Below are 21889 nucleotides of genomic sequence, written 5' to 3' on the forward strand. Positions count from 1 at the left end.
CTTGGCGTATGGTCGGGTCGCCGCGTGAGTCGAGAATTTCAGACGTGTCAAAACTTTGGCTGCATGTTTTTATGGTGACTCCAGTAATTGCTACCACTGGGCTTCAGCGCTGAAACGGGTTTGCGGATGAGCTCATGGGCTGCCCAGCACATGCCCGTTGACCTTTATGCCGTACAAGGAATCGTCGGTGTCGTGGTATTGCTTGCGCGTTTCGGCGACTGAACCCTTGAAGCGCGGGTCTTGCGGACGCTCATGGCTGTTCATGAACACGGCTACATCCCAGGCGTCTTGTTCGCTCAAAGTGCCGCCTTTTCCCAGTGGCATGTTGGCCTGAATAAAGCCCGACGCATTGGCCAGCTGATGCATGCCGGCGCCCCAGTTAAATGATTTGGGCCCCCACAGCGGCGGAAACACCTGCTTGTCGCCCACGCGCTGGCCGAGGCCGTCTGCGCCGTGGCACAGGGCGCAATTTTGCGCATACACCTTTTCGCCGCGTGCGTAGTCGGCGGGTTGCGCCGGTTTTTTGAGCTTGGGGTAGCCGCTGCCTGGCACAGCCGTTCCCACGGGCGCGCCCTTGGCCATCCAGAACGCATAGGTTTGCAGCGCCGTCATGATCTCGTCATCTACCGGCGGTGCCTTGCCGTTCATGCTGAACTCAAAGCAGCCCTGAATGCGTGAAGCCAGCGTATCCACCTTGCCGGTCTTGCTGCGAAAGGCCGGGTAATGAATGAACGATGCCCAGAGTGGCGCGGAGTTGGCCTTGCGGCCGGCATCCAGATGGCAGTTGACGCAGTTCAGGTTGTTGCCGACGTAGCGGCTGGCGTATTTGCCGGTTTCCATGAAAACCTTTTCGCCCAGGCGAATGACCTTGCCATAGTCCCCGTCGGGCATCGTGCTTTCGGCGGGCGGTGTGAAAGCGGCGGTGGTGGCGGCGCTGACGATAGCGGGTTTGGCGCTCGCCACGTCACTGGCTGGCTGCGCAGGCGGGCCAGGTCGGGCCGCAACAGAGGCGGTTTCAGGGCCGCTGCCAGAAGCCTGCGGCATGCTGGCAGGCGTGACCAGCTTGTGCGAAAAACGTGCGAACAGCACATTTCCGCCAATCGTCAGCACTGCCAGCAAGGCCAGCAGCACACCCGCAAACAGCATCAAGCCGTTCAGCGGCAACTTGGAAGGGGTAGGCTGTGGGCTCATGGACGACTTTCCGTTTTTGGGGGCTGGACAGCGCCTGCAGAACTCGCACCGCCTGGGGCGGCAAGTTTTTCGTAATACGCGGCGACGGCGCTCACTTCGGCATCGGAAAGCTTCTTGGCGATGCCCGGCATCAGTGCCAAGGGGCCAGGCGGGCGGCTGCCTGCTTTCCAGGCCTGCAACTGGCCGGTGATATAGGCCGCTGAAAGCCCGGCCAAGGGCGGAAACTGCTCGCCGACGCCGCTGCCACCCGGGCCGTGGCATTGCGCGCAGGCTGGCACCTGGTCTGTCCACCGGCCTCGCGTCGCCAGCCAGGCGCCGGTATCAGAAGGGGTTGGCTGGGCGGGATCGGATGCGAAAAAAGGCGCTGGCAACTGGCTGAAGTACAGCGCCACCGCCTGGCGCTCGGTGGCGGTGAGGTTTTTGGCCATCGGCTGCATGACGGCATTCATGCGGTTTCCGTTTGCGAACGCGTCAAGCTGCGCCTGCAGGTACGCCTGGCCGGTTCCGGCGAGGCGCGGAAAAGCGGCCATGCCTTCGCCCTTTGCGCCGTGGCAGCTGATGCAGGCCGCCACGCCTTGGGGCGTGCCCTGGCTGGCTATTTGCTGGCCTTGCTGGCTTTGCTCTGGGGTGGGTTTTTGCGCGAAGCCGGGCGCTGAAAGCGCCACGGCCAGCACGATCAGTGCGGATCGCCAGGCTTTTAGGCTGGCACGGGGCTGCGGCGGCGCGGCGTTGCGAAATGCAGGGCAGGGCGTTTGTGGAGTCACTGGATAGGCCTTCCTGGAGGGTGATTCGATGCCATGCGCTCAGCCAGAACAGGCTGATGCCGCTGTGTGTGGGTTGCCTCGTAAAAAGTTTAAAATGCAGTGCGTGCCGTGTGCTGTAGGACAGCATCGGAATTGACGCCCAAATGGAACTAAAAAAGAACCCGGGTTTTTGTATTTTTCGCTTGCAGGGTTTCAGTCTGGTTTTTCAAGCCCGGCAACCGCAGCCTTGGTTTCAGATGCAATCGGCTGCGTCCGGATCGGAATGGACTTGAAGACGGATTGCGGCGCAGCCGGGCTGCTGGTGGCCATCAGGATTTCCAGCGTGACGCCATCAAGCACCGCCAGGTAGGCAGCCGTCGCCTGATAGAGCGTGTCTTGCAAAATGCAGTCGCTGCTCAGGCGGCAATTGCTTTTTCTGGGGTCAAAACACTCGGCCATGTAGAAGTCGGGTTCGGTGCTGCGCACCACCGCCCCAATGTTGATTTGCGCGGGTTCCTTGCCCAGCCTGAGGCCGCCCTTGCGCCCCCGCAGCGACTCGACAAAGCCCAGAATTCCCAGCTGGTGTACCACCTTAGTCAGGTGGTTTTTGGCGATTTCATGGGCATCGGCAATGTCCTGGATGGTCACCAGCCGGTCGCGATGAGCCGCAAGGTACATCAGGGTGCGCAAGGCGTAGTCGGTGTAGGTGGTCAGTCGCATGACGTGATGAATCTCTGTTGAAGACAAGAAAGCAACGCGTCAGGCCAGCCGCGTTGAAAACCCGCCTGATTTTAAAGAGGGCAACAGATTTTCAATCAGCCAGAAATTAAATGTGTATTTGGCCTCGATCTTTCATTAAAGATGCAATTAAAATACATGTTATTAAATTTGAAGTTTTTTGAATTTTTCAACCCGCAACCACCAAGGAAATTTGCCATGCAAGCAACGCGCAAACTCTGGACCTGGCTTGCTGTCATCTGTGTGCTGTCTTTTGCCGTATTGGGCTGGGTCGGAACAGAGATTTACCTGACAGCACCGCCAATTCCCAAACAAGTCATCAGCACCAAAGGAGTCGTGCTTTTCTCCGAAGGACAGGTTCAGCGCGGCCAGAAAGCCTGGCTGTCTGCCGGTGGCCAGCAACTGGGTTCGGTCTGGGGCCACGGCAGCTATTTGGCGCCTGACTGGTCCGCCGACTGGCTGCACCGCGAGGCGCTGGCTTTGCGCGGTGTCTGGGCGCAACGCGATTTCGGGAAAGACTTTGAGGCACTGGGCGTGGGCCAGCAGGCCGAACTCAACGCCAGGCTGAAAACCGAGATGCGCGGCAACACCTATGACGCCGCCACCGGCAACGTCACCCTGTCGCCCGAGCGCACCGAGGCCGTGCAGCAAGTGGTCAAGCATTACACCGACCCGTTCGGCGATGCGCCGTCGCTCGACAAGCTGCGCGAACAATACGCCATGAGTTCAGGCTTGCTGCCTGACGCGGACGACCTGAACGCACTGCCAGCGTTCATTTTCTGGTCTTCCTGGTCTGCCGCCACCGACCGGCCGAATGAAACCGACCTGAGCTACACCAGCAACTGGCCGCATGAACCGCTGGTGGACAACACGCCGACCGCCAGCGCCGGCATGTGGTCGATTGCCAGCATCATCTTCATGATTGCAGCGATTGCCGGCATGATTTTTTACCACTCGACCCACAACGAAGGCGGCGATCCGAAGCCGCCCAAGAACGATCCGCTGTTTGACCTGAAGCCGACGCCGTCGATGAAGGCCACGCGCAAGTATTTCTACGTGGTGATTGGCCTGATCATGGCGCAGGTGGGCATGGGGGTCATCACGGCCCACTATGCGGTCGAAGGCCAGAGTTTCTTCGGCTTCCCGCTGGGCCAGATCCTGCCGTTCACCGTGAGCCGCACCATCCACACCCAGTTCGCCGTGCTGTGGATTGCCACCGCCTGGCTGGCCACCGGCCTGTACATCGCCCCGGCCATTTCCGGCCACGAGCCCAAGTACCAAAAGCTGGGCGTCGATGTGCTGTTTTACGCGCTGCTGTTCATCGTGGTGGGCTCGACCGTCACCGGCTGGATCGGCGCCTTGCAGCATCTGGGCACTGAATTCAGTTTTTGGGTCGGCAACCAGGGCCTTGAATTCACCAGCATGGGCCGTGTGTGGCAAATCCTGCTGTTCATCGGGCTGCTGTTCTGGGTGACGTTGCTCGGTCGCGGACTGATGCCTGCTTTGAAAAAGCCTTCTGAAAGCCGTGGCCTGATCGCCATGGTGTTTCTGGCCGCGCTGTGCATCGGCGGCTTTTACGCCACGTCGCTGACCTGGGGCCAGACCACGCACTACTCGATGGTCGAGTACTGGCGCTGGTGGCTGGTGCATTTGTGGGTCGAAGGCTTCTTTGAAGTGTTTGCCACCGCCGTCATTGCGCTGCTGTTCACCCGTCTGGGCCTGATTCGTGCCAGCACGGCCAACAGTGCCATCGTGCTGGAAACCATCGTGTTCCTGTTCGGCGGCATCTTGGGCACGCTGCACCACCTGTACTTCACCGGCACGCCGACCTTCGTGATTGCGATTGGCGCGATGTTCTCGGCACTCGAAGTGGTCCCGCTCGCCATGATCGGGTTTGAGGCCTACAACAGCTTCCAGCGTTCCAAGGCCGCACCTTGGGTGCAGTCTTACAAGTGGTCGATCATGTGCTTCATTGCCGTCGGTTTCTGGAACGTGGTGGGCGCCGGTCTGCTGGGCTTCACCATCAACACGCCGATTGCGCTGTACTACCTGCAGGGCCTGAACATGACGGCGGCCCACGGCCATGCCGCACTGTTCGGTGTCTACGGCATGCTGGGCATCGGTTTGCTGCTGTTCTGCCTGCGCGGCCTGTCTGACCGCCTGGCCTGGTCCGACAAGCTGCTGGCGGCCATGTTCTGGTGCCTCAACATTGGCCTGGCCATGATGGTGTTCATCTCGCTGGTGCCTGCCGGTATTTACCAGGCCTGGGCCAGCATTACCCAGGGCATGTGGTTTGCGCGTTCGCCGGAAGTCGTGCATTCGCAATTCATGGAAACGCTGGTCTGGATGCGCGTTCCGGGTGACGTGGTGTTTGCCATCGGCACGGTGTTCCTGGCCTGGTTTGCCATTCGCCTGCTGACCGGCGGCAAGAAGCAGCCGGTGCTGGTGGCCCCAGGCCGCGTCAAACGGGCTTGATAAAGCGAGCGCAGCGCGGCAATGGATTGCCGCGCTGCGCTCGCAATGGCGATGAGTTAGCCCTCACTTTTGCATTCCTTGTTAATCCTTCAGGAGAATTTTCATGAGCCACAACTGCGCGCTTCCCGTCACATCCGAAGGCGTCTATCCCTTCGATGCACGCGGCGTTGCCAAGCGCTTTCGCCACGCGGCCATTTTTGGTGCGCTCGATTCGCTGCAACCCGGCGAAACCATGCGTTTTTGCAACGACCACGACCCGTTGCCGCTGCTGTCGCAGATCAACGCCCGTTTTGGCCCTAATGTCAGCATCGCCTATGTGCAGCGCAACCCGGGCGAAATCGTGATTGATTTCAAAGTGCTCGGCTAAACCCGCGCGCACGGCTTCGCTTCTGGCAGGCTGTCAGAATGGCGGATTTGCCATGTCGCCACCAGGTGCCAGGACGCGGGTTGAAGACCGGCGGACCTGGCACTGCTGTTTTCGCTGTTTCGCATTGACCTGCCACACCTGCGCATAGAACCATGAACTACCTCGCCCTGAAGCACCTGCACATTACCTTCGCCGTCCTGAGCGGCAGTTTTTTTCTGTTGCGCGGTGTGTGGATGCTGCTGGACTCGCCCCTGCTGCAGCGCCGCTGGGTGAAGGTGGTGCCGCACGTCGTCGACACGCTGCTGCTGACATCGGCGCTGGTGCTGATCTTCTGGAGCGGCCAATACCCGTTTGTGCAAGCCTGGCTGACGGCCAAGGTGCTGGCGCTGGTGGCCTACATCGTGCTCGGCACCATCGCGCTCAAACGCGGCAAGACCAAGGGCGTGCGGGCGTTTGCACTGCTGGCGGCGCTGGCAACCTTTGCCTATATCGTGGCGGTGGCACTGACGCGCAACGCCAGCGTGGTCGGGCAGATGCTGGGGCTTGGCAACTAACTGCCGGCAAGGGCCAGCAAGGCGTTTTAATGCCAAAAAGTGCCGCTTGCGCATACGCTGCGGGCGCAAGCAGCTATTAAAAATATAGTGTTATAACGCGACCTCAAGCCGGATGAAATGCGTTGTCAGCGGCTTGGCAAGCCAGACCGGACGCTTCCTTCGCCCGCATCTTGGCGCCAATATATTCGCCTTGCGTGACGTGCAGCAGTTCGGCAACCTTGCCGATCAGTCCGTTTTCATGGGCGTCCAGCTGGCCATCGGCATAGGCGATCTGCCACAGGTTTTCAACCATCTGGATTTTTTGCGGATGCGCAAAGCTGTCGTTAATGCGCGATGTGAACTGGAAATAGTCAGACGCACTTTTGGCGGTTAATTCGGCCAGCGCCATCAGCCGGTTGACTTCGGCTTCGGCCAGGGCAAATTTCTCGTGCAGGATTTTTCGCAGCATGGCGTGCTCTGCCGGCGCGTGGGCCTGATCGGCCCGCAAAACATCGACCAGCAGCACGGCCGTCGCCAGTTTGAGCGACGCATCGCGCTCCTGCGGCGACTCGCCGGGCGGGCTCAGGAAGGTATCGAAAAGTTCTTTCAAGGCAGACAGCATGGGGTTTCCTGGTGGGGCTGCAAAGCAGCGCAGTCAAAATATTATTGGATGTTGATTACCGGCTGGGGAAATGAGTTCCCGAAATTTTCAGCAGCCAGGGACGGGCAAGTCTTGCGCGAAAGTAGCCTTTTTCCTACATAGGGACGCCGGGCAGGGGCGCAAGATGACTCGGCTGATGGGCAAATTTCAGCCTTTTTCAGGCTGGATTGTTCAACCAAAGGAGTTGTTATGAAAAAAGCAGGTTTTAAGACAGCGTTGACGGCTGTTGCACTGGTTTTTAGTGGCCTTGCGCTGGCACAGGGAACACCTGCTCCCAACGCAGCCCCGGCAGCAGGTTCGCCGTCCGGATATGACAGCCGCCCCGCGTCCGGCCAGCCACCCGCCATGCACCAAGGCCAGCGAAAGCACATGAAAGACGGTCAGCGCAAGCGCATGAAGGACAAACATCACATGCGGCCCCGGCATGAAAGCGCCGAGTCCAGCCAAGCCATGCCGATGCACGGCCAGGCCATGCCGATGCACGGCCAGGCCGGCTCGGGCATGCAAGGGCAGGGCGCCGGCCCGGATCACAACTTGTACAAAGGCGCTCGGCTGTCTCAGGAATACCGCAACCGTCAGTATGTGGTCGACAACTGGCGCGACCACAACCTGACTGCGCCACCGCGCGGCCACCAATGGGTGCAAACCGGCGCTGACTACGTGCTCGTGGGAACTTCAACGGGCATCATTGCGCAGGTGATGATGGCGCAATAAGCGCGTCAGGTGTTTTTTGGGAAAGCCGCTTTTGGGCGGCTTTTTTTACGCCAGCATCCGTCTGAGCGCCGGGCGGCAGGTAAAGATTACATCTGAAAACCAATGAAATCGCGAGGTAAATATGGGGTAAACCTTGGCTTTCCTTACAGAGCCTTCACAAATGCAGGATAACAATGAAGCCACTGAATCACACGGGTGCTTTAGACCCGGATTGATTCAGGCACAGTTCAAGCCGCCGTTGGCCCAGTGAGCTGTGGCCAGTCCATCCAAAAATTGGAGAATCCCATGAAATCGAAATTTTTGACCGCTTCTTTGTTGGCTTCCGCCTTGTTTGCCGGGCTGGGCATGGCCCCGGCGATGGCCCAGGGCACGAATACGCCGCGCATTGACCAGGCGCAGCAGGCGATCAGTGCGCGCATTCAGCAGGGGCTGGCGTCAGGCCACATCACGCCGTCCGAAGCGCAGGTGCTTTACCGGCGCGACCGAGAAATCCAGATGCGCGAAAACCAGTACAAAGCCTACGGCAATATCAATCCGCAGCAGCGCCAGCAACTGCGTGACGACCTGAGCGCGCTCGGCGCTGAGGTTGAACGCATGATGAACAACCGCGATGTGGTCAGGCCAGCGGGCAATGCCGCGCAAACACCCGGCATTGACAACCGGGATGCGCAGATCAGCCAGCGCATTGACGAGGGCTTTCGCTCAGGCCGTATTACCCAGCGCGAAGCCCGCAAGCTGCAAAGCCGGCAGCGCGAGATTGCACGCCACGAGGCTTACTTCAAGTCTGACGGCATCGTGACGCAGCAGGAACGGCGTCAACTGCGCAATGAACTGGCTGCGCTGAGCGATGACGTAGAGCGGATGATGCGCAATAACCGCAACCAGCACAACGGCCGCAATTAACTTGGGCTAAAACGCAGTCCGCCTGCCTTCAGCGCAGGTGTGACTGCACCCAGCGAACGATGTCGGCTGCCCCCATCGCGCCCGGCTGGCGCGCAATTTCGCGGCCATCCTTGAACAGTGCCAGCGTTGGAATGCTGCGAATATTGAAGCGCGACCCCAGGCTGGGAACGGCTTCGGTGTCGACTTTGACTACGCGAACCTGCGGCTCCAGTTGCGCTGCTGCCTGTTCATAGGCGGGCGCCATCTGGCGGCACGGGCCGCACCACGGCGCCCAAAAATCAACCAGCACCGGAATCTGGTTGCGGCTGATGTGCTTGTCAAACGCCGCTTCGTCCAGCGCTGCGGAATGCGCGGTGAACAGCGCCTTCTTGCAGCTTCCACAGGTCGGTTCGCTGCCGAGCTGGTCGGCGTGAACGCGGTTGGTGGTGTGACAGTGCGGGCAAACGATGTGAAGTGGATCAGTCATGAAATGCATCTTTGGCCTGAAGGTGAAATTGCAAGCACGCCGGGCCGTGGCCCAGCGCGCCAAGCGCTGAATTCAGACAATTCAGGCCGGTGTTGTGAGCAGCATGGCGCGCAAGGTGTTGTCGCGTTTGAGGTAGTGGTCAAACAGCGCGGCGACCGCATGCGCGCCGATCAGGAAGTAGCCGATGTTGCCCACCAGCTCATGAACTTCCTTGATCTGGCCCGCCAGCGGCTTGTCGGGCCCAATCAGCGCGGGAAGCGCCAGGCCAAAAAATGGAATCGGCTTGCCGTACGCGCTCAGCATGAACCAGCCCGCCAGCGGCATGCCGATCATCAGGACGTAGAGCAGCACGTGCATGAGCTTGGCTGCCAGCGCCTGCCAGTGGGGCATGGCCGGCTCAATGCGCGGAGCGGCGTATTTGATGCGCAGTGCCAGGCGCAGCCAGACCAGAAAAAATATCAGCAGGCCGAACATGAAGTGCAGGCTTTTTATTGTCTCGCGCAGCGCGCTCCCTTTTTCAAACAGCCCGCGCAGCTCAATGCTGGCGTACACCACAACAAACAAGGCCAGCATCAGCCAGTGCAGCGAGATGGAGGCCATGTGGTAGCGGTTGGGCAGTTTTTGAGGGGTCATGACGGGTTTTTTTCATCGGTGGGTGGTGCCAAAATTATAAAAATTGCCAGATTAAGAGCGGCTTAAGGTCTTCATAAATGTATAAATTTTTCATTCTGAATCAAAGGGTTACGATGGTTTTGCCAGGGCGCAGCGCTCGCGTTATTTGTCCATGTCGGCGTCTGAAACGACAATACGCGTTTGATACTTCCAGGAGTGCCCGGTTTTGAATTTTTCTTGTATGTGCTGCCGTCCCGTCGTCTGGCTGGCGGGGCTTTTAAGCAGTGCAGCCCTGCTGACGGGTTGCGCGGCTCCGCTGAAAGCCTTTCCATCGCAGGAAGATTTCAGCTCCACCGTGACCTACTCCCGGCTGTTTGACGCCACGCCGGCGCAAACCTGCGAAGCCGCCAGACGGGCGCTGCTGAGCCAGGGTTACCTCATCGGCACGTCGACCAAAGACCTGGTCGAAGGCCGAAAGAGCTTTCAGCCCGAGCCGGAGTCGCACCTGCAAATGGAAATCAGGATTGTCTGCGCGCCCGACACGCCCGACGGCAAAGTCAGCCTGGGTTTTGTGACCGCCCTGCAAGACGTTTATGCGCTGAAGAAGAGCAACAATTCGGCCAGCCTGGGCGTGGGCGCGCTGGGGTCGGTGTCGCTGCCTTTCAGCTCCAGCAACGATTCGATGGTCAAGGTGGCCAGCAAAACCATCTCCAGCGACATTTTTTATGACCGTTTCTTTGACCTGGTCAGGCGATTTTTGGTAGCCGACGAGGCGCAAGAGATTACCGAGTGATGCGCGCAGAAGTTCAGCCCCGCGCCCGCGCTGTACTTCACCGATTCACGGACGCGTTTCATCCCCGCGCCAATGGCCCGGCGGCAGATCAGCCAGCGCATAAGGCCCGATGGCGGCGCGAATCAGCCGCAGCGTGGGAAACCCCACCGCCGCCGTCATGCGCCGCACCTGGCGGTTGCGGCCTTCGCGGATACCCAGTGCGATCCAGGCGGTCGGAATGGACTGGCGAACCCGAACCGGCGGGTCGCGCTCCCACAATCCGGGCGGCGGCGCCATCAAATCGGCCCGCGCCGGCCGGGTCGGGCCGTCGTTGAGCTGCACGCCGCGCCGCAACGCCTCCAGCGCGGCTTCATCCGGCAAGCCTTCGACCTGCACCCAATAGGTTTTTTCCATCTTGAAGCGCGGGTCGGCAATGCGCGCCTGCAACGGGCCGTCGCTGGTCAGCAGCAGCAGGCCTTCGCTGTCGGCATCCAGCCGCCCGGCCACATAAACGCCGGGCAGGTCGATAAAGTCCTTCAATCCGCGCCAGCGGCCTTCGGGCGTGAACTGGCTCAGCACCCCGTAGGGTTTGTTGAAAAGGATCAGGCGCGGCGGGCTGTCGGGGCGGGAAACGGTCATGGCCGGGGAGAATAGCACTTGCCATGCGGCGAGAGCGCCAAACTCCGGATTTATGCATTAAACAGGCTGTTAGCGCACGGCTGGCGTGCGCTAACAGCTATTAAAAAAGAAGCGCCTTGCGGTCTTGGGCGCCTCAAGCCATCCGCGTCCACACCAGCAGCAGGTTATTGGCCGGCATCGCGTGGCGGGCAGCCAGTTGCAAGCCGGCGCGGGCGGCTTGCTGCTCTACATCTTCACGGCGGCGCAGGCCCCAGTCGGGGTTTTGCTGGCGCAAATGCTGGTCAAACACCTGGTTGCCGGTCGAGGTGGCAACGCCATTTTCCAGATACGGGCCATAGGTGATGAGCTGCCCACCGGGTGCCAAGTGCCGCGCGCCGAGTTGCATCAGCGCCGCGCAAGTGGCCCACGGCGCAATGTGCAGCATGTTGGCGCAAAAAATCGCGTCGAACAGCGCGTCGTCAGGCAGCCACTGCGCTGCCAGCACATTGAGCTGCAGGGGAATTTGCACATTGCGCAGACCTTCCTGGGCGACCCACGCCGAAATCGACGGCAGCGCATCGGCCTGGGCGTCGCTGGGTTGCCAGCTCCAGCCGGGTAGGCCGGCAGCAAACCAGGCGACATGCTGGCCGGTGCCCGAGGCAATTTCCAGGGCGCTGCCTTCTCTAGGCAATAGTTGCCGCAGCGCATCGAGCAGTGCTTGCTTGTTGCGGTCGGCGGCAGGGCTGAAATCGGGTCGGGACATGGCAGGCGGCTTGAAGCCGAGGGTTTTAAGAGTAAAAAGTGGTGTGGGCGCATGCAGTGTATGCGCTGACAGCTATGTAAAACATAGCGTGTTCAGCCTTGCAGCGGATTTCCAAATCCACATCAAACCGCGTGAGAAATTTTCCGGCAGGGCGGGTGGCGGGAAGGCAGTTTTATCATGCCAAGTCACCGCGCTCCTCTGGGCACGGCTTGGCGCGCAGCTTTTAAAAGTCACTGCGTTCCGCGCGACCGGGCTTCAATCGCACCGGGGCCGACGCCAAATTTTCAAATCCATCCGCTTTAAGGAAACCTCCCCATGACCCCAGAACAACAAAAAGCGCTGCTTGGCATTGCCTTGTTTGCGGCCTTTTCTGATGGCAACAAAGCCGATGCCGAGCGCGAAGAAATCCGCCGCATCGCCGAATCCCTGTCCACCGAAGCCGGCGCACCCAACCTGACGCGGCTTTACCAGGATGTGCTGCTCAAGCGCCTGGACATGGCCGGCATGGTGCAACAACTGACCGACCCCGGCCACCGCCAGCTGGCCTACGAAATGGCCGTGAGCGTCTGCGATGCCGACGGGCAACAGACGGCGGCAGAACGCAGTTTTCTGGCCGACCTGCGGCGTCAGCTGGGGCTGGACGCCGCGCAGACCGAGGCGTTTGACCAGCAGGCCGAGGCGCTGGCCGGCGTGGCCGCGCCGGTTGCCGTGGCTGCGCTGCCTGTGGCTGTGCCTGTTTCAACGCCCGTCACCGCCCCAGCGGCTGCCGCACTTGCCGTGAATGCAGCGGAACTGGACCGTTCCATCCTGAACCATGCGCTCATCAATGGCGCGCTGGAACTGCTGCCGCAGTCGTGGGCGTCGATGGCCATTATTCCGCTGCAGGTCAAGATGGTCTACGGCATCGGCAAGGCGCATGGTGTCACGCTCGACCAGGGCCATATCAAGGAGTTCATTGCCGCTGCCGGCGTCGGCCTGACCTCGCAGTACCTGGAGCAGTTTGGCCGCAAGCTGCTGGGCGGCTTGCTCGGCAAACTGGCGGGCAAAACCATCGGTAACGTCGGCAGCGCGGGCACGGGCATGGCGTTTTCGTTTGCCACCACCTATGCGCTGGGGCAGCTGGCCAAACGCTATTACGCCGGTGGCCGCGTCATGAGCACTGCGCTGCTGCGCGAAACCTACCAAGGCCTGCTGGAGCCCGCCAAACAAATGCAGACGCAGTACCTGCCGCAAATTCAGCAAAAAGCCGCTACGCTGGATGCGGCGCAGGTCATGGCGATGGTGCGCGGCGGTTAATGTCAGGCGGGCGATAGTCCTTGGGTTTGAGTGTTTGAAGGGCAAGGCGCGCATCACCGGCACGCAAGAGCCGGTCTATAAAATAGCCGGTTTTTGGCCTCGGGCGATGTGTTTCAGGTGGTGTACTGCATCGCAAAGACGGGTCTGCCTTGACCACTCAACCGTAAAGGAGCCCCCGTTTTGATCACTCTTCAGCTCGACATCGCCCAGACCGTCGGCACTGCCGCCGTGTTGCTGGTGGTGGGCGAATACATCAAGAACCACGTCAGCCTGCTGGCCCGCTACTTCATTCCCGGCCCCATCATTGGCGGCATTCTGTTTTCGCTGATTGCGCTGGTCGGCCATGAAACGGGCAGTTTCACCTTTCAGTTCTACGACAACATGCGGGCGTTTTTGCTGCTGGTGTTTTTCACCACCATCGGCTTTTCGGCCAGCTTTGAGCTGCTGAAAAAAGGCGGCCTGGGCGTGGCGCTGTTCCTGGCTGCGGCCGTCGGGCTGGTGCTGATCCAGAACACACTGGGCGCGGCGATGGCTGCCGCCCTGGGCATTAATCCGCTGATTGGCCTGGCGGCTGGCTCGATTGCCCTGACCGGCGGCCACGGCACCTCGGCCGCCTTTGGCCCCTTGCTGGAGCAGGCTGGCGCTGTGGGCGCGCTGCCGGCGGCCATTGCTGCCGCCACTTACGGGCTGGTGGCCGGCTGCGTGATTGGCGGGCCGGTCGGCACGCTGCTGATGCGCCGCAACGGCCTGAAAGGCCGCAGCCTACAAACCACCTCCGACGGCCCTGGCGTTATCGAGACCGCTCCCGACGCGGGCCTGACCAGCACCGATACCGTGATGTACGCGACCATTCTGGTCACCGTGTCGATTGGCGCGGGCACGCTGCTGGTGAACTGGCTCAAGGATTTGGGCCTGACGCTGCCCGCCTACCTCGGCCCGATGCTGGTGGCGGCAGTGGTGCGCAATATCATCGACTGGCGCAACTGGCAGCTGCCGATGCGCCAGTTCGAGGTGGTGGGCAACGTGTCGCTGGCGTTTTTCCTGGCGATGGCGCTGATGTCGATGAAGCTCTGGGAAATGGCGCAGGTCGCCGGCCCGCTGCTGCTCATCTTGCTGGTGCAGACGGCGGTGATGTTTGCCTATGCCTACTTTGTCACCTTCCGCGTCATGGGCAGCGACTACGACGCTGCCGTGATTGCCGCCGGCCACTGCGGCTTTGGCATGGGCGCCACGCCCAATGCCATGGCCAACATGCAGGCTTTTGCCGGGGCCAACGGCCCGTCGATGAAAGCGTTTTTCGTCATCCCGCTGGTCGGCTCGCTGTTCATTGACTTTTTCAACGCGGTGATCATCACCGGCTACATGAACTATTTGAAGTAGTGCGCACGGCAGTGCCTGATCCAAGCTCAGGCACCACTTTTTAGGTCATTTAACGCGCTTGCGCAGGCTGGACGGGCGCTGCCAGCTATTAAAAATAGAGCAATTAAAAAGTTGGCACCAGTGCCTCAAGCCGCGCCGCCAGCAACGCCGGAAAGCGCTTGAACCACACCGCATTGGCGGGCGACGGATGCGGCAGCGGTGCCAGCCGCAGTGGGCGCGTCTGCCCGTCGTTTCGATAGTCAATCGACAACGTGGCGGTGTAGCGGTCTTCACGCAACCAGAATGCTTGCAGCGCTGCGGCTGTTGGCGCGGGCTGACCGATGCCGAACCAGAAAAACGCCTCGCGCCCCAGCATCATCACCGTGTGGCCTTGCCAAGCATGCAGCAGCAAACCGGCCACCAGCGGCTGAAACCGCCGCTTCGCCGCCATTGACCAGGCTTTGTTGCCCACCGGCTTGTAGGGCACGGTGTTGAGCCAGAAGACATTTGCCCCAGCGGCCACTGATGCGTCAAACGAGGGCGCGGGTGCGGCTTGCGGCAACCCCAGCGCGTGCCGATACAGCCCGGCGCGCACCAGCTGGCCGCCCCGACCGACAAACGGCAGCTGGTGTTCGACTTCGGTGCGGCCCGGGTCGCGGCCAAAAATGCACAGCGGCGCGCTGGCGGGGCCTAACCCGAATATCGGCGCGCGCCAGTCGCGGTGATGGGCGGTGTAGGCGCTCCGGTCAATGCCCGCCAGCGTTTCGGCCAGCTGGCCGAAGGCGGTGCGCTGGGCGGCCGTCAGTTCAACAGGTGTTGCAGTCATGCGCGCAACATAGCAGACTGCGGGCTATGCAACATTCTTCTTCCTCTCGCGCCGCGCCCACCGCCTCGGCTGCATCGACACTTTCGCACGCTCACGCCGATGGCCGCGTGACCCGTTCAGCCGCGATGAACCGCTGGCGTTGGGCGGGCCTGGCGTTTGTCTTTTTGTGGTTTGCCATTGGCGGCGTGGCGCATTTTGTGCTGACCGAGACTGAAATGCGCATCGTGCCGCCTTACATTCCCTGGCCGCGCACCACCGTGCTGGTCACGGGCGTGCTGGAACTGCTGGGCGCTGCCGGGCTGCTGTGGCGTGCGCCCCGCCGGGCGGCAGGCATCGGCCTGATTTTGCTGACGTTGGCGGTGACACCGGCCAACCTTTACATGCTGCAGCACACCGAGCTGTTCCCGACCGTGCCGTATTGGGCTCTGGTGGCGCGGATACCGCTGCAAGTGCTGCTGCTGGCGCTGATTGCCTGGAGCTGCGGGGTGGTTGGCCGGCGGCCCAGAATTTAAGTCAAATCGGCCTGTAGCGCATACAGTGCGTGCGCTGGCAGCTATTTGAACCATAGCGCCTGCTTGCGGCAACCCAAGCGCCTCAAGCGTCAATGAACAGCGCCGGGTCGACCATGGTGCGGTTCAGCATCACGCCCCAATGCAAATGTGGCCCGGTGACGCGGCCCGTGGCGCCCACGGCACCCAGGCGCTGGCCGGTTTTGAGCGTGTCGCCGGGCTTCACGTCGATGGCGCTGAGGTGGCAGTACATCGTCAACAGGCCGCAGCCGTGATCGAGCCAGACGGTGTTGCCGTTGAAGAAATACTCGCCCGTGTCAATGACCCGGCCCGGCAGCGGCGCGTTGACAGGCGTGCCGGTGGCGGCGGCGATGTCCATGCCGCTGTGCGGATTGCGCGCCTGCCCGTTAAAAATGCGCCGCAGCCCGAACGAGCTGGAGCGCCGTCCCGGCACCGGCACTTTCATGTGCAGGCTGGCGGGCAGCGGCAGGGGTTCGGTGAAGGTGGCCATCACGCCGGCCTGGTGGTCGCGCTCGCGTTCATAGCGCGCGTTGTCGTTGGCCGACAAATCGACGGTCTTGGGCGAGACTTTGAGCCGCTGCTCGGTGTAGAGCTTGGATGCGATGCGGTAATTAAGGGGGCGCGGTGCGGCATCCGGGGTTTCTTTGACGGTGATGCTGGCCGTGCCGGGCGTAGCCGACAAGGGAATGCCGACCAGCGCCGTCCACTCGATCACATCGCCCAGCACCAGCAACGGCATCGTGCCCGAATGCGCCAGTGGCCGTGCCGCCGCTGGCCCCAGCGAAAGCCGGGCCACGCCGCCGGGCACCTGCAAGTCGTGCGGCCACAGCGCAGGCGCGGGCGGTGACGCGGCGTGGGCGCTGGCCGCCCAGACGGACGCGGGCAGGGTGAGCAAGCTGGCAGCAGCTGCAAGCGCCTGGCGGCGGTTGGGTTGGGTGAGCAGCGTGTGCGAAAGAGGCAGGGGCATGGCGTGTCGATCCATAAAAAAGGCAGCGGCGTTAAATTTAATGGCTATTTCAACGGCGTATTTTCAGCGCTTTTGGCGGCTGGTGGCTGGCAGTTACATGGGCGTGAATACCGTCACCGAAACGCGGCAGGCAGCGCCAATCCTTGGCGCAATAAACGCCGACATGGATTGATGCGCTGCGCATGCAGTGACGGCTGCCCGGAAGGCTCACTTCAAATAAACCGCCTCAAAGCGCGCCAGCACCCGCGTGCCGCCCAGCAGGCTGAGTCGCTGGCCGTCAATGCGCTGGCCGGTGGTGGCGATGAGTGCGTCAAGCACCTGGCGCTCCAGCGTGTTGAGCGCCGGCTCGCACAGCCGCATTGAGCTGGCCAGCTGGTCAAACTTCAGCGCGTTGCCGTTCAGCGCATACGCGCCGCCCAGTGCGTTGCAGCCGCTGAAGCCCATCAGGCGCTGGTCTTGGCTGGCCAGCGTGATGCGCACTTCGCGTTCCTGACCGGGCTGCATGGCGACGGCTTGCCCGCCCAGTTCAACCAGTTTCCAGTAGGTATCGCGCAGCGTGGCTGTGGCCGGGTTGGCGGCTGATGCTGGGTTGCCCGTCGGAGCAGCAGCTTCATTCACCGGATCAATTTTGGCGGTTCGGCGCAGGTCATGGTTAGCCGATGATTTCAGGGGCTGCCCTTTGTCGTCGAGCTGGCGCAGTGCGCCCTCTGCAGTCAACCTGAAAAAAGAAGGCGTTGCGGCACCGCTCATCAGCGCAATCAGCTTGCCCTGGTGGTCGGCGGTCCAGCGGCCCGCCTCGGCCATCGGCTTGACCGGCCCGACCGTTGTGCCCAGATAGGTGCGGCGCAGGCGGTAGCTGCCGTCGGCTTGCATGGTGACGGTGTAGGCAATGCCCCTGCAGCCCGCGCAGGGCAGCACGCCGGCAAAGGTGGCGGGCAGGACAAACGCTGATGCTGGCGCAGACGAGGCCGCAGGCGAACGCGAAGGCGTGTACGCAGGTGCAGGTGCAGGTGCAGGTGCAGGTGCAGCCGCAGGGGTGGATACCGACGCGCCTGCCGGGTGGGCCACTTCGGGCACGGCGGCCAGCAGCAGATTGACCCGGTTCGGCGCGCGCTGCGTCAGCACCGGATAGTCGCGCGCAGTGGCAAATTGGGTTTGGCCGTCCACGCTGATGGTGGCGCGCAGGCTGTAGCGCATGCGCGGGTTGATGGCGCTGCGCGGCACCAAAACGCTGTAGGCCAGCGGCACTTGGCGGCGACCGAAGGCTTCACGCGACTCCCCCAGCACGGTGGCGGCCACATCAGCGCGCGAAACGTCTTGCACCTGAACTGTCAGTACCGCGTCTGGCGGCATGGCAATGCGCTGCAGATAAGACACGTTGCCGCTGACAGTGACGTAATCTGCGGGTGGCTGCGTTTGCGCCTGCGCCGCCGGGCTGAGACACAGCATCAGCGCCGTGCTCAGGCCGCCGAAGAAAAGAGGGGAGTTTTTGAGGCTTTTGAAAATCATGGCGTCTGCAACTCGCTTTCGTCAAGTGAACGGAAAAATCGTAAAAATTGGCGCATCAGGAGCCAGCTGGCTTTGCGCAAGGCATCCTGAGCATCGGGCAGCCATTGTCAGACAGGCGATTGGCCGGGTGCGTCATCCAACGCCGCGACTTGGGCTGCCTTGGGGCCAGTCGATGCGGTCAAAATATGGTTATCTTTCACCCACTGCAAGCCCGGCTTGCCAACGCCCCATGCGCCTGCTTGAACTGAAAATCCCGCCGCCTTTGGTGACCCTCATGACGGCGGCTGCGATGTATGGCGTGGCCAAGCTGCTGCCGGTTTGGGCCCTTTTGCCCACTTTGCGCACGGGTGCCGCGCTGACGCTGGTCGTCGTGGGCGTGTCGTTTGACGCGGCGGGGCTGATCGCCTTCAGGCGTGCCAAAACCACCGTCAACCCGATGACGCCGCAGCGCAGCACTTCGGTGGTCAGCACGGGCGTTTACCGCTTCACCCGAAATCCGATGTACCTGGGCCTGGCATTTTTGTTGACGGCCTGGGCCGTTTACCTGTCGTCGGCGTGGGCGCTGCTGGGCGTGCCGGTGTTCATGGCGTACATCACCCGCTTTCAAATCCAGCCTGAAGAACGCGCGCTGGCTGCCCTGTTTGGGCAAAGCTATGTTGACTATTGCGCTAGAGTGCGGCGCTGGCTGTAGCGCAGGCGGGGCGGTCGCAAGCAGCTATTGTTTTTATAGAATTTTGGCGCGCGCCGGCATGACCGGCAAGACGCGCTGGCTCAGCGTGAAACGTTTTGCGCAGGTTCTGGCGGCAGCGTTTCCGGCGTTTCGGTCACGGGTGGCACTGGCGCCGCGCCTCGCACGGGTATCGGTATTCCGCCCCGCCAGCGCCGTAGCACCCGCTGAAAAATCAAGGCATTGGGAATTTGCAGCAGCGTGCCTTCTGTGGCGTTGTCGCTCTCTTCCAGCGTGGTGTAGAGCAAGTTGATGTCAACCACCCGCCCGCGCGGGCCGGGCTTGTCGGCGGCGTCCATCAGCTCGATGCCTTCGCCCAGACGGAAAGGCCGTGCGGTAAAAATCAAAAACGCACAAAATAGATTCGACAACACGCTCCACGCGGCAAAAAACGCCACCGCACCTACGGTGGCAAAGCCGGTAAACGCCGTCCAGAGCACCGTGGCGGACACGCCCATGCGCTCCAGCACCATCATCGTCGCGGCCATCATCAGCGTCCAGCGCAGCAGGCCCTTGAGCGTCATCGTCAGCTCTTGCGGCAACTGGTAATGCCGGTCCAGGCGGTTCACCAGCCGGCGCAGCATGTACTGCAGCAACCAGGCACCCAGCAGGATCAGGAAAATCTGCACGCCCGGAATGATGATTTCAAGCCAGTCCAGCGTCCAGTCGGGCAAATAAGTCGTTAACGGTCGGCGCATGTCGGGGAAGTGGTGGGCAAGGGGGGTTTAGTTTCAGATCGCAAGCGTGGCAATCTCGCGTTGGCAGTAACGTCGGTCTTGAGTGGCGTGCCGGGGATGCGCAGATTGTCGAGCATGGGCGGCACGCGCCGGTGCATGCCGGCGCTCAGTGCGCTTTTGCGCCGCTGACAGGGTTGTGTGGCCGATGTGCTGTCCGGTCTGATTCCGGCGTCCAAGGTCACGAGCGTAAACGCCCAGGGTTGGCACTTCGACCGCGTTTAGCGGCGGCCTGCAACGCGGCCAGGCGTCACGCCGCTGGCCTCAAGCGTTAATCAGTGCGATTTTCAGGCCACCCGGCGTCGGGGTTGACGCCGTGGGCTTTAGTCTTTCGCCAGGGTGATCTGGCCGGCTTTGACGTAGTCGTTGAACTGCGTCAACGGAATCGCCGCCACGCCCGGAATGCCCGGTGCGGCTTCCCAGCTCAGCGTTGCGCTGTCCGGTGCCAGCTCGACTTCAAGCGGCCCTTTCGGAATTTTGATCGGCGCGCCATCGCCTGGCGTGAAGGTGACGGGGCCGGTAACGGTAGCGAATTGGGTCATGCTGAACTCCTGCAAGGTTGCGGCGCTGTCGGGTGAAGCGCCAGCGTGCCATTGTGCGCAACGGATGGCGCAATGGATGTCGGCAAAAGTCGTTGATGTGAAGCCAGCAAGCGGGGCAGGCAAAGCGTGGCTTCTTTCATTCACATCGTTTTGAACGCACTTGCCGCCGAGCGCCCTGTCAATTCTCTGGGCATGACCGCAGCGATTGACGGCTGCACTGCGATAGCATCAGCGTATGAGTACCCGTTACGAAAGCGTTCACAGCGCCTTGCTTTACCCCGATGCGTTCCGCGTGGATGCCCCTGCTGTTGCCGTGGGGCGCGAAGTGTGGCCGCGCCAACCCGGTGTTTTTATCCGCGTGGGGCCAGCCCCTGAAACCGAACCCACCGAGCAGCCCGCAGACATTGACCCGCCGCCGCGCGAGCCGCCCAAGCGTGAACTGGCAGCCGGCCAGTTTGGCCTGGTGCCGCGCTGGGTCAAGTCGGCTTCTGACGCCAAGCTGCGTTCGACCAAGCTGGTCAATGCGCGCTGCGAAACCGTGACCACGTCCACCAACTTTCGCGAGGCCTGGCTCGCCGGACAGCGCTGCATCGTGCCGATGACCGCGTTCATGGAAGACGACTGGCGCAGCGGCAAAGCCGTGCCCACCCGCATTGCCCGCGTCGACGGCCAGCCGATGGGCGTGGCAGGTTTGTGGGAAAGCTGGACGGGGGCCGACGGCGAAGTCATCATCAGCTACACCTTGCTGACCGTCAACGCCAACACCCACGCGCTGATGAACCGCTACCAGCAACCCGGCAATGAAAAACGCATGCTGGCGATCTTGAACGAAGGCGCCTACGACGCCTGGCTGGGCGCCCGCCCTGAAAAGGCCAAAGAGTTCATGCGGGCCTATCCGGCCAACTGGCTGACAGCCAACCCGATGGAGAAAAGCCGGCAGTGAGGGGTTGGGGCGAGGATTGGGGGTCGCATGAGCCTGTTGCGTCAAGTTCATGCAGTTTAGGCACTTGCGTTAGCTGAAAAATTTATGCGAAAAGTGCCTGTAACCGTTTAAGAGGAAGCGGAACCAGCTACGAAATTCGTAGCGAATTTCAGGGTTGACTTTCCGTCCAACTCAAACCGGATGAAAGTCGTGCGGCCACAAAAAGTAAGGCCCGAAGCGTGACTTGGCGACAAATTCAATTCCGGCGCTGGCTCCTTTCGATGTCAACGCATGTTTATCGCCTTCAAGCGCCAAGTAGCCTTGCCCTGCCGCGCGTTCCATGAACTGCACCGTCTTCAAACCCAGCTTTTGGGCCAATTTGGAAGTGGTCAGTTTCTCGCTTACGGCTTCAGCTTCGGCTCCTTTGTGGGCATCCGGGCTGATGGCTTCAGGCTCATTCGTCACCCGTTCCAGCGAAATGCGCACCTCGTCACTGATTCGGATGATGCGCTGGGCTTCTTCATAGGCGTCTTTGTACAACTGGCCGTCTTCGGAGCGCTGAATCAGAATGCCCATCTCGTTGTTGTTGACCTGGCTGAACTCATACAGGTTCAGGCTGGTGACGATACACATTTCCTCGTTCATGTAGCACTTGGCATGCAGGTTTTTGCAAAAGCTGGTGCGGATATAAGTCAGACCACGCAGCCATTCAATCTCTTGCGGCTGTAATTCGCTTTTTCCATAGACGATACGAACATCAATTTTTAGCCGGTTTTTATCCGCCAGCAACTCCTTCATACGGTCGTTGAGCTTGAGGAAGGGGCTGATCAAAATCAGTCGGTCTGACGCGCCTTTAATCATTTCCTCAAGAAAGTAGTTGGTCGCGCTGGTGTTCAGAAACTTTGCCATGTCGTGTGTTGT

26 protein-coding genes are annotated in these 21889 nt (G+C 61.3%); 12 read left to right on the top strand and 14 right to left on the bottom strand.

What is annotated here, in order from left to right; all coding sequences use genetic code 11:
* Window positions 1-132: 132 nt before the first annotated feature.
* From RCH06_RS08275 to RCH06_RS08285, 3 genes are all read right to left on the bottom strand, one after another.
* Window positions 133-1191, bottom strand: coding sequence for a c-type cytochrome (locus tag RCH06_RS08275; RefSeq protein ID WP_327080974.1), 1059 nt, complete (start codon window positions 1189-1191; stop codon window positions 133-135).
* A complete protein-coding gene (locus RCH06_RS08280) occupies window positions 1188-1856 on the bottom strand; it encodes a c-type cytochrome (protein ID WP_327081071.1) in 669 nt (222 codons plus the stop codon). The genes RCH06_RS08275 and RCH06_RS08280 overlap by 4 nt, the downstream gene beginning before the upstream one ends.
* A gap of 291 nt (window positions 1857-2147) precedes the next feature.
* Entirely contained in the window at window positions 2148-2654 is a 507-nt protein-coding gene (locus RCH06_RS08285) for an RrF2 family transcriptional regulator (protein ID WP_327080975.1), read from the bottom strand.
* A 216-nt stretch (window positions 2655-2870) separates the two neighbouring features.
* Between RCH06_RS08285 and RCH06_RS08290 the strand changes: the two genes are divergently transcribed.
* The 3 genes from RCH06_RS08290 (at window position 2871) to RCH06_RS08300 (ending at window position 6068) form a co-directional block, all read left to right on the top strand.
* A complete protein-coding gene (locus RCH06_RS08290) occupies window positions 2871-5147 on the top strand; it encodes a nitric-oxide reductase large subunit (RefSeq protein ID WP_327080976.1) in 2277 nt (758 codons plus the stop codon).
* Between the two features lie 103 nt (window positions 5148-5250).
* Window positions 5251-5514 (top strand): DUF2249 domain-containing protein, encoded by a 264-nt coding sequence (locus RCH06_RS08295; RefSeq protein WP_327080977.1) that lies wholly within the window; start codon window positions 5251-5253, stop codon window positions 5512-5514.
* 152 nt (window positions 5515-5666) lie between these two features.
* Window positions 5667-6068 (top strand): SirB2 family protein, encoded by a 402-nt coding sequence (locus RCH06_RS08300; protein ID WP_327080978.1) that lies wholly within the window; start codon window positions 5667-5669, stop codon window positions 6066-6068.
* A gap of 103 nt (window positions 6069-6171) precedes the next feature.
* Here the strand turns inward: RCH06_RS08300 and RCH06_RS08305 are convergent, their stop codons facing one another.
* Window positions 6172-6669 (bottom strand): tellurite resistance TerB family protein, encoded by a 498-nt coding sequence (locus tag RCH06_RS08305; protein WP_327080979.1) that lies wholly within the window; start codon window positions 6667-6669, stop codon window positions 6172-6174.
* Between the two features lie 228 nt (window positions 6670-6897).
* Between RCH06_RS08305 and RCH06_RS08310 the strand changes: the two genes are divergently transcribed.
* Both RCH06_RS08310 and RCH06_RS08315 read left to right on the top strand, forming a co-directional pair.
* The gene (locus tag RCH06_RS08310) at window positions 6898-7422 is read left to right on the top strand and encodes an RcnB family protein (protein ID WP_327080980.1); all 525 of its coding nucleotides are present in this window, start codon (window positions 6898-6900) and stop codon (window positions 7420-7422) included.
* Between the two features lie 285 nt (window positions 7423-7707).
* Entirely contained in the window at window positions 7708-8325 is a 618-nt protein-coding gene (locus tag RCH06_RS08315) for a hypothetical protein (RefSeq protein WP_327080981.1), read from the top strand.
* Between the two features lie 28 nt (window positions 8326-8353).
* Here RCH06_RS08315 and trxC read toward each other — a convergent pair whose 3' ends face one another.
* Entirely contained in the window at window positions 8354-8791 is a 438-nt protein-coding gene (gene trxC / locus RCH06_RS08320) for a thioredoxin TrxC (protein WP_327080982.1), read from the bottom strand.
* An 81-nt stretch (window positions 8792-8872) separates the two neighbouring features.
* Window positions 8873-9424, bottom strand: coding sequence for a cytochrome b (locus tag RCH06_RS08325; RefSeq protein WP_327080983.1), 552 nt, complete (start codon window positions 9422-9424; stop codon window positions 8873-8875).
* A 220-nt stretch (window positions 9425-9644) separates the two neighbouring features.
* Here RCH06_RS08325 and RCH06_RS08330 point away from each other — a divergent pair, with 220 nt between their 5' ends.
* Window positions 9645-10196: a DUF2242 domain-containing protein gene (locus RCH06_RS08330; protein ID WP_327081072.1), complete on the top strand. Its 552-nt coding sequence runs from the start codon at window positions 9645-9647 to the stop codon at window positions 10194-10196.
* A gap of 45 nt (window positions 10197-10241) precedes the next feature.
* Here RCH06_RS08330 and RCH06_RS08335 read toward each other — a convergent pair whose 3' ends face one another.
* Window positions 10242-10814, bottom strand: coding sequence for a pseudouridine synthase (locus RCH06_RS08335; RefSeq protein ID WP_327080984.1), 573 nt, complete (start codon window positions 10812-10814; stop codon window positions 10242-10244).
* A 133-nt stretch (window positions 10815-10947) separates the two neighbouring features.
* Window positions 10948-11556 carry a DUF938 domain-containing protein gene (locus tag RCH06_RS08340; protein WP_327080985.1) on the bottom strand — a complete coding sequence of 203 codons (609 nt, stop codon included), beginning with the start codon at window positions 11554-11556 and terminating at the stop codon, window positions 10948-10950.
* A gap of 315 nt (window positions 11557-11871) precedes the next feature.
* On the opposite strand from RCH06_RS08340, the gene RCH06_RS08345 reads away from it, so the two are divergent.
* Both RCH06_RS08345 and gltS read left to right on the top strand, forming a co-directional pair.
* Window positions 11872-12852 carry a YcjF family protein gene (locus tag RCH06_RS08345; protein WP_327080986.1) on the top strand — a complete coding sequence of 327 codons (981 nt, stop codon included), beginning with the start codon at window positions 11872-11874 and terminating at the stop codon, window positions 12850-12852.
* 180 nt (window positions 12853-13032) lie between these two features.
* Window positions 13033-14232: a sodium/glutamate symporter gene (gltS, locus tag RCH06_RS08350; protein WP_327080987.1), complete on the top strand. Its 1200-nt coding sequence runs from the start codon at window positions 13033-13035 to the stop codon at window positions 14230-14232.
* 103 nt (window positions 14233-14335) lie between these two features.
* Here the strand turns inward: gltS and RCH06_RS08355 are convergent, their stop codons facing one another.
* Window positions 14336-15037, bottom strand: a complete 702-nt coding sequence (locus tag RCH06_RS08355; protein ID WP_327080988.1) for a uracil-DNA glycosylase family protein — start codon at window positions 15035-15037, stop codon at window positions 14336-14338.
* Window positions 15038-15063: 26 nt separating this feature from the next.
* Between RCH06_RS08355 and RCH06_RS08360 the strand changes: the two genes are divergently transcribed.
* Entirely contained in the window at window positions 15064-15549 is a 486-nt protein-coding gene (locus RCH06_RS08360) for a DoxX family protein (RefSeq protein WP_327080989.1), read from the top strand.
* An 82-nt stretch (window positions 15550-15631) separates the two neighbouring features.
* Here RCH06_RS08360 and RCH06_RS08365 read toward each other — a convergent pair whose 3' ends face one another.
* A complete protein-coding gene (locus tag RCH06_RS08365; RefSeq protein ID WP_327080990.1) occupies window positions 15632-16534 on the bottom strand; it encodes a peptidoglycan DD-metalloendopeptidase family protein in 903 nt (300 codons plus the stop codon).
* Here RCH06_RS08365 and RCH06_RS08370 point away from each other — a divergent pair.
* Window positions 16533-16706 (top strand): hypothetical protein, encoded by a 174-nt coding sequence (locus tag RCH06_RS08370; protein ID WP_327080991.1) that lies wholly within the window; start codon window positions 16533-16535, stop codon window positions 16704-16706. The two genes, RCH06_RS08365 and RCH06_RS08370, sit on opposite strands and share 2 nt — an antisense overlap.
* Window positions 16707-16741: 35 nt before the next feature.
* Here the strand turns inward: RCH06_RS08370 and RCH06_RS08375 are convergent, their stop codons facing one another.
* Window positions 16742-18043, bottom strand: a complete 1302-nt coding sequence (locus RCH06_RS08375) for a YbaY family lipoprotein (RefSeq protein ID WP_327080992.1) — start codon at window positions 18041-18043, stop codon at window positions 16742-16744.
* A gap of 229 nt (window positions 18044-18272) precedes the next feature.
* Between RCH06_RS08375 and RCH06_RS08380 the strand changes: the two genes are divergently transcribed.
* Window positions 18273-18734, top strand: coding sequence for a methyltransferase family protein (locus tag RCH06_RS08380; RefSeq protein WP_327080993.1), 462 nt, complete (start codon window positions 18273-18275; stop codon window positions 18732-18734).
* 80 nt (window positions 18735-18814) lie between these two features.
* On the opposite strand, the gene RCH06_RS08385 is transcribed toward RCH06_RS08380, so the two are convergent.
* Window positions 18815-19468 carry a mechanosensitive ion channel family protein gene (locus RCH06_RS08385; protein WP_327080994.1) on the bottom strand — a complete coding sequence of 218 codons (654 nt, stop codon included), beginning with the start codon at window positions 19466-19468 and terminating at the stop codon, window positions 18815-18817.
* Between the two features lie 359 nt (window positions 19469-19827).
* Window positions 19828-20046, bottom strand: coding sequence for a hypothetical protein (locus tag RCH06_RS08390; protein WP_327080995.1), 219 nt, complete (start codon window positions 20044-20046; stop codon window positions 19828-19830).
* Window positions 20047-20281: 235 nt separating this feature from the next.
* On the opposite strand from RCH06_RS08390, the gene RCH06_RS08395 reads away from it, so the two are divergent.
* Window positions 20282-20989 (top strand): SOS response-associated peptidase, encoded by a 708-nt coding sequence (locus RCH06_RS08395; protein ID WP_327080996.1) that lies wholly within the window; start codon window positions 20282-20284, stop codon window positions 20987-20989.
* 171 nt (window positions 20990-21160) lie between these two features.
* Here the strand turns inward: RCH06_RS08395 and RCH06_RS08400 are convergent, their stop codons facing one another.
* Window positions 21161-21877, bottom strand: a complete 717-nt coding sequence (locus RCH06_RS08400) for a phospholipase D family protein (protein WP_327080997.1) — start codon at window positions 21875-21877, stop codon at window positions 21161-21163.
* Window positions 21878-21889 lie beyond the last annotated feature (12 nt).

The organism is Polaromonas sp. CG_9.5 (assembly GCF_035984465.1).
In the GTDB taxonomy this organism is placed as follows: Bacteria; Pseudomonadota; Gammaproteobacteria; order Burkholderiales; family Burkholderiaceae_C; genus Polaromonas.

Coding starts and splice junctions, on each gene's coding strand:
- RCH06_RS08315 (WP_327080981.1), top strand. CDS start 7,708: ATGAAATCGAAATTTTTGACCGCTTCTTTGTTGGCTTCCGCCTTGTTT.
- RCH06_RS08365 (WP_327080990.1), bottom strand. CDS start 16,534: ATGCCCCTGCCTCTTTCGCACACGCTGCTCACCCAACCCAACCGCCGC.
- RCH06_RS08275 (WP_327080974.1), bottom strand. CDS start 1,191: ATGAGCCCACAGCCTACCCCTTCCAAGTTGCCGCTGAACGGCTTGATG.
- RCH06_RS08355 (WP_327080988.1), bottom strand. CDS start 15,037: ATGACTGCAACACCTGTTGAACTGACGGCCGCCCAGCGCACCGCCTTC.
- trxC (WP_327080982.1), bottom strand. CDS start 8,791: ATGACTGATCCACTTCACATCGTTTGCCCGCACTGTCACACCACCAAC.
- RCH06_RS08380 (WP_327080993.1), top strand. CDS start 18,273: ATGCGCCTGCTTGAACTGAAAATCCCGCCGCCTTTGGTGACCCTCATG.
- RCH06_RS08395 (WP_327080996.1), top strand. CDS start 20,282: ATGAGTACCCGTTACGAAAGCGTTCACAGCGCCTTGCTTTACCCCGAT.
- RCH06_RS08290 (WP_327080976.1), top strand. CDS start 2,871: ATGCAAGCAACGCGCAAACTCTGGACCTGGCTTGCTGTCATCTGTGTG.
- RCH06_RS08360 (WP_327080989.1), top strand. CDS start 15,064: ATGCAACATTCTTCTTCCTCTCGCGCCGCGCCCACCGCCTCGGCTGCA.
- RCH06_RS08310 (WP_327080980.1), top strand. CDS start 6,898: ATGAAAAAAGCAGGTTTTAAGACAGCGTTGACGGCTGTTGCACTGGTT.
- RCH06_RS08345 (WP_327080986.1), top strand. CDS start 11,872: ATGACCCCAGAACAACAAAAAGCGCTGCTTGGCATTGCCTTGTTTGCG.
- RCH06_RS08340 (WP_327080985.1), bottom strand. CDS start 11,556: ATGTCCCGACCCGATTTCAGCCCTGCCGCCGACCGCAACAAGCAAGCA.
- RCH06_RS08335 (WP_327080984.1), bottom strand. CDS start 10,814: ATGACCGTTTCCCGCCCCGACAGCCCGCCGCGCCTGATCCTTTTCAAC.
- RCH06_RS08370 (WP_327080991.1), top strand. CDS start 16,533: ATGGCGTGTCGATCCATAAAAAAGGCAGCGGCGTTAAATTTAATGGCT.
- RCH06_RS08330 (WP_327081072.1), top strand. CDS start 9,645: ATGTGCTGCCGTCCCGTCGTCTGGCTGGCGGGGCTTTTAAGCAGTGCA.
- RCH06_RS08295 (WP_327080977.1), top strand. CDS start 5,251: ATGAGCCACAACTGCGCGCTTCCCGTCACATCCGAAGGCGTCTATCCC.
- RCH06_RS08325 (WP_327080983.1), bottom strand. CDS start 9,424: ATGACCCCTCAAAAACTGCCCAACCGCTACCACATGGCCTCCATCTCG.
- RCH06_RS08400 (WP_327080997.1), bottom strand. CDS start 21,877: ATGGCAAAGTTTCTGAACACCAGCGCGACCAACTACTTTCTTGAGGAA.
- RCH06_RS08375 (WP_327080992.1), bottom strand. CDS start 18,043: ATGATTTTCAAAAGCCTCAAAAACTCCCCTCTTTTCTTCGGCGGCCTG.
- RCH06_RS08305 (WP_327080979.1), bottom strand. CDS start 6,669: ATGCTGTCTGCCTTGAAAGAACTTTTCGATACCTTCCTGAGCCCGCCC.
- RCH06_RS08285 (WP_327080975.1), bottom strand. CDS start 2,654: ATGCGACTGACCACCTACACCGACTACGCCTTGCGCACCCTGATGTAC.
- RCH06_RS08390 (WP_327080995.1), bottom strand. CDS start 20,046: ATGACCCAATTCGCTACCGTTACCGGCCCCGTCACCTTCACGCCAGGC.
- RCH06_RS08300 (WP_327080978.1), top strand. CDS start 5,667: ATGAACTACCTCGCCCTGAAGCACCTGCACATTACCTTCGCCGTCCTG.
- RCH06_RS08385 (WP_327080994.1), bottom strand. CDS start 19,468: ATGCGCCGACCGTTAACGACTTATTTGCCCGACTGGACGCTGGACTGG.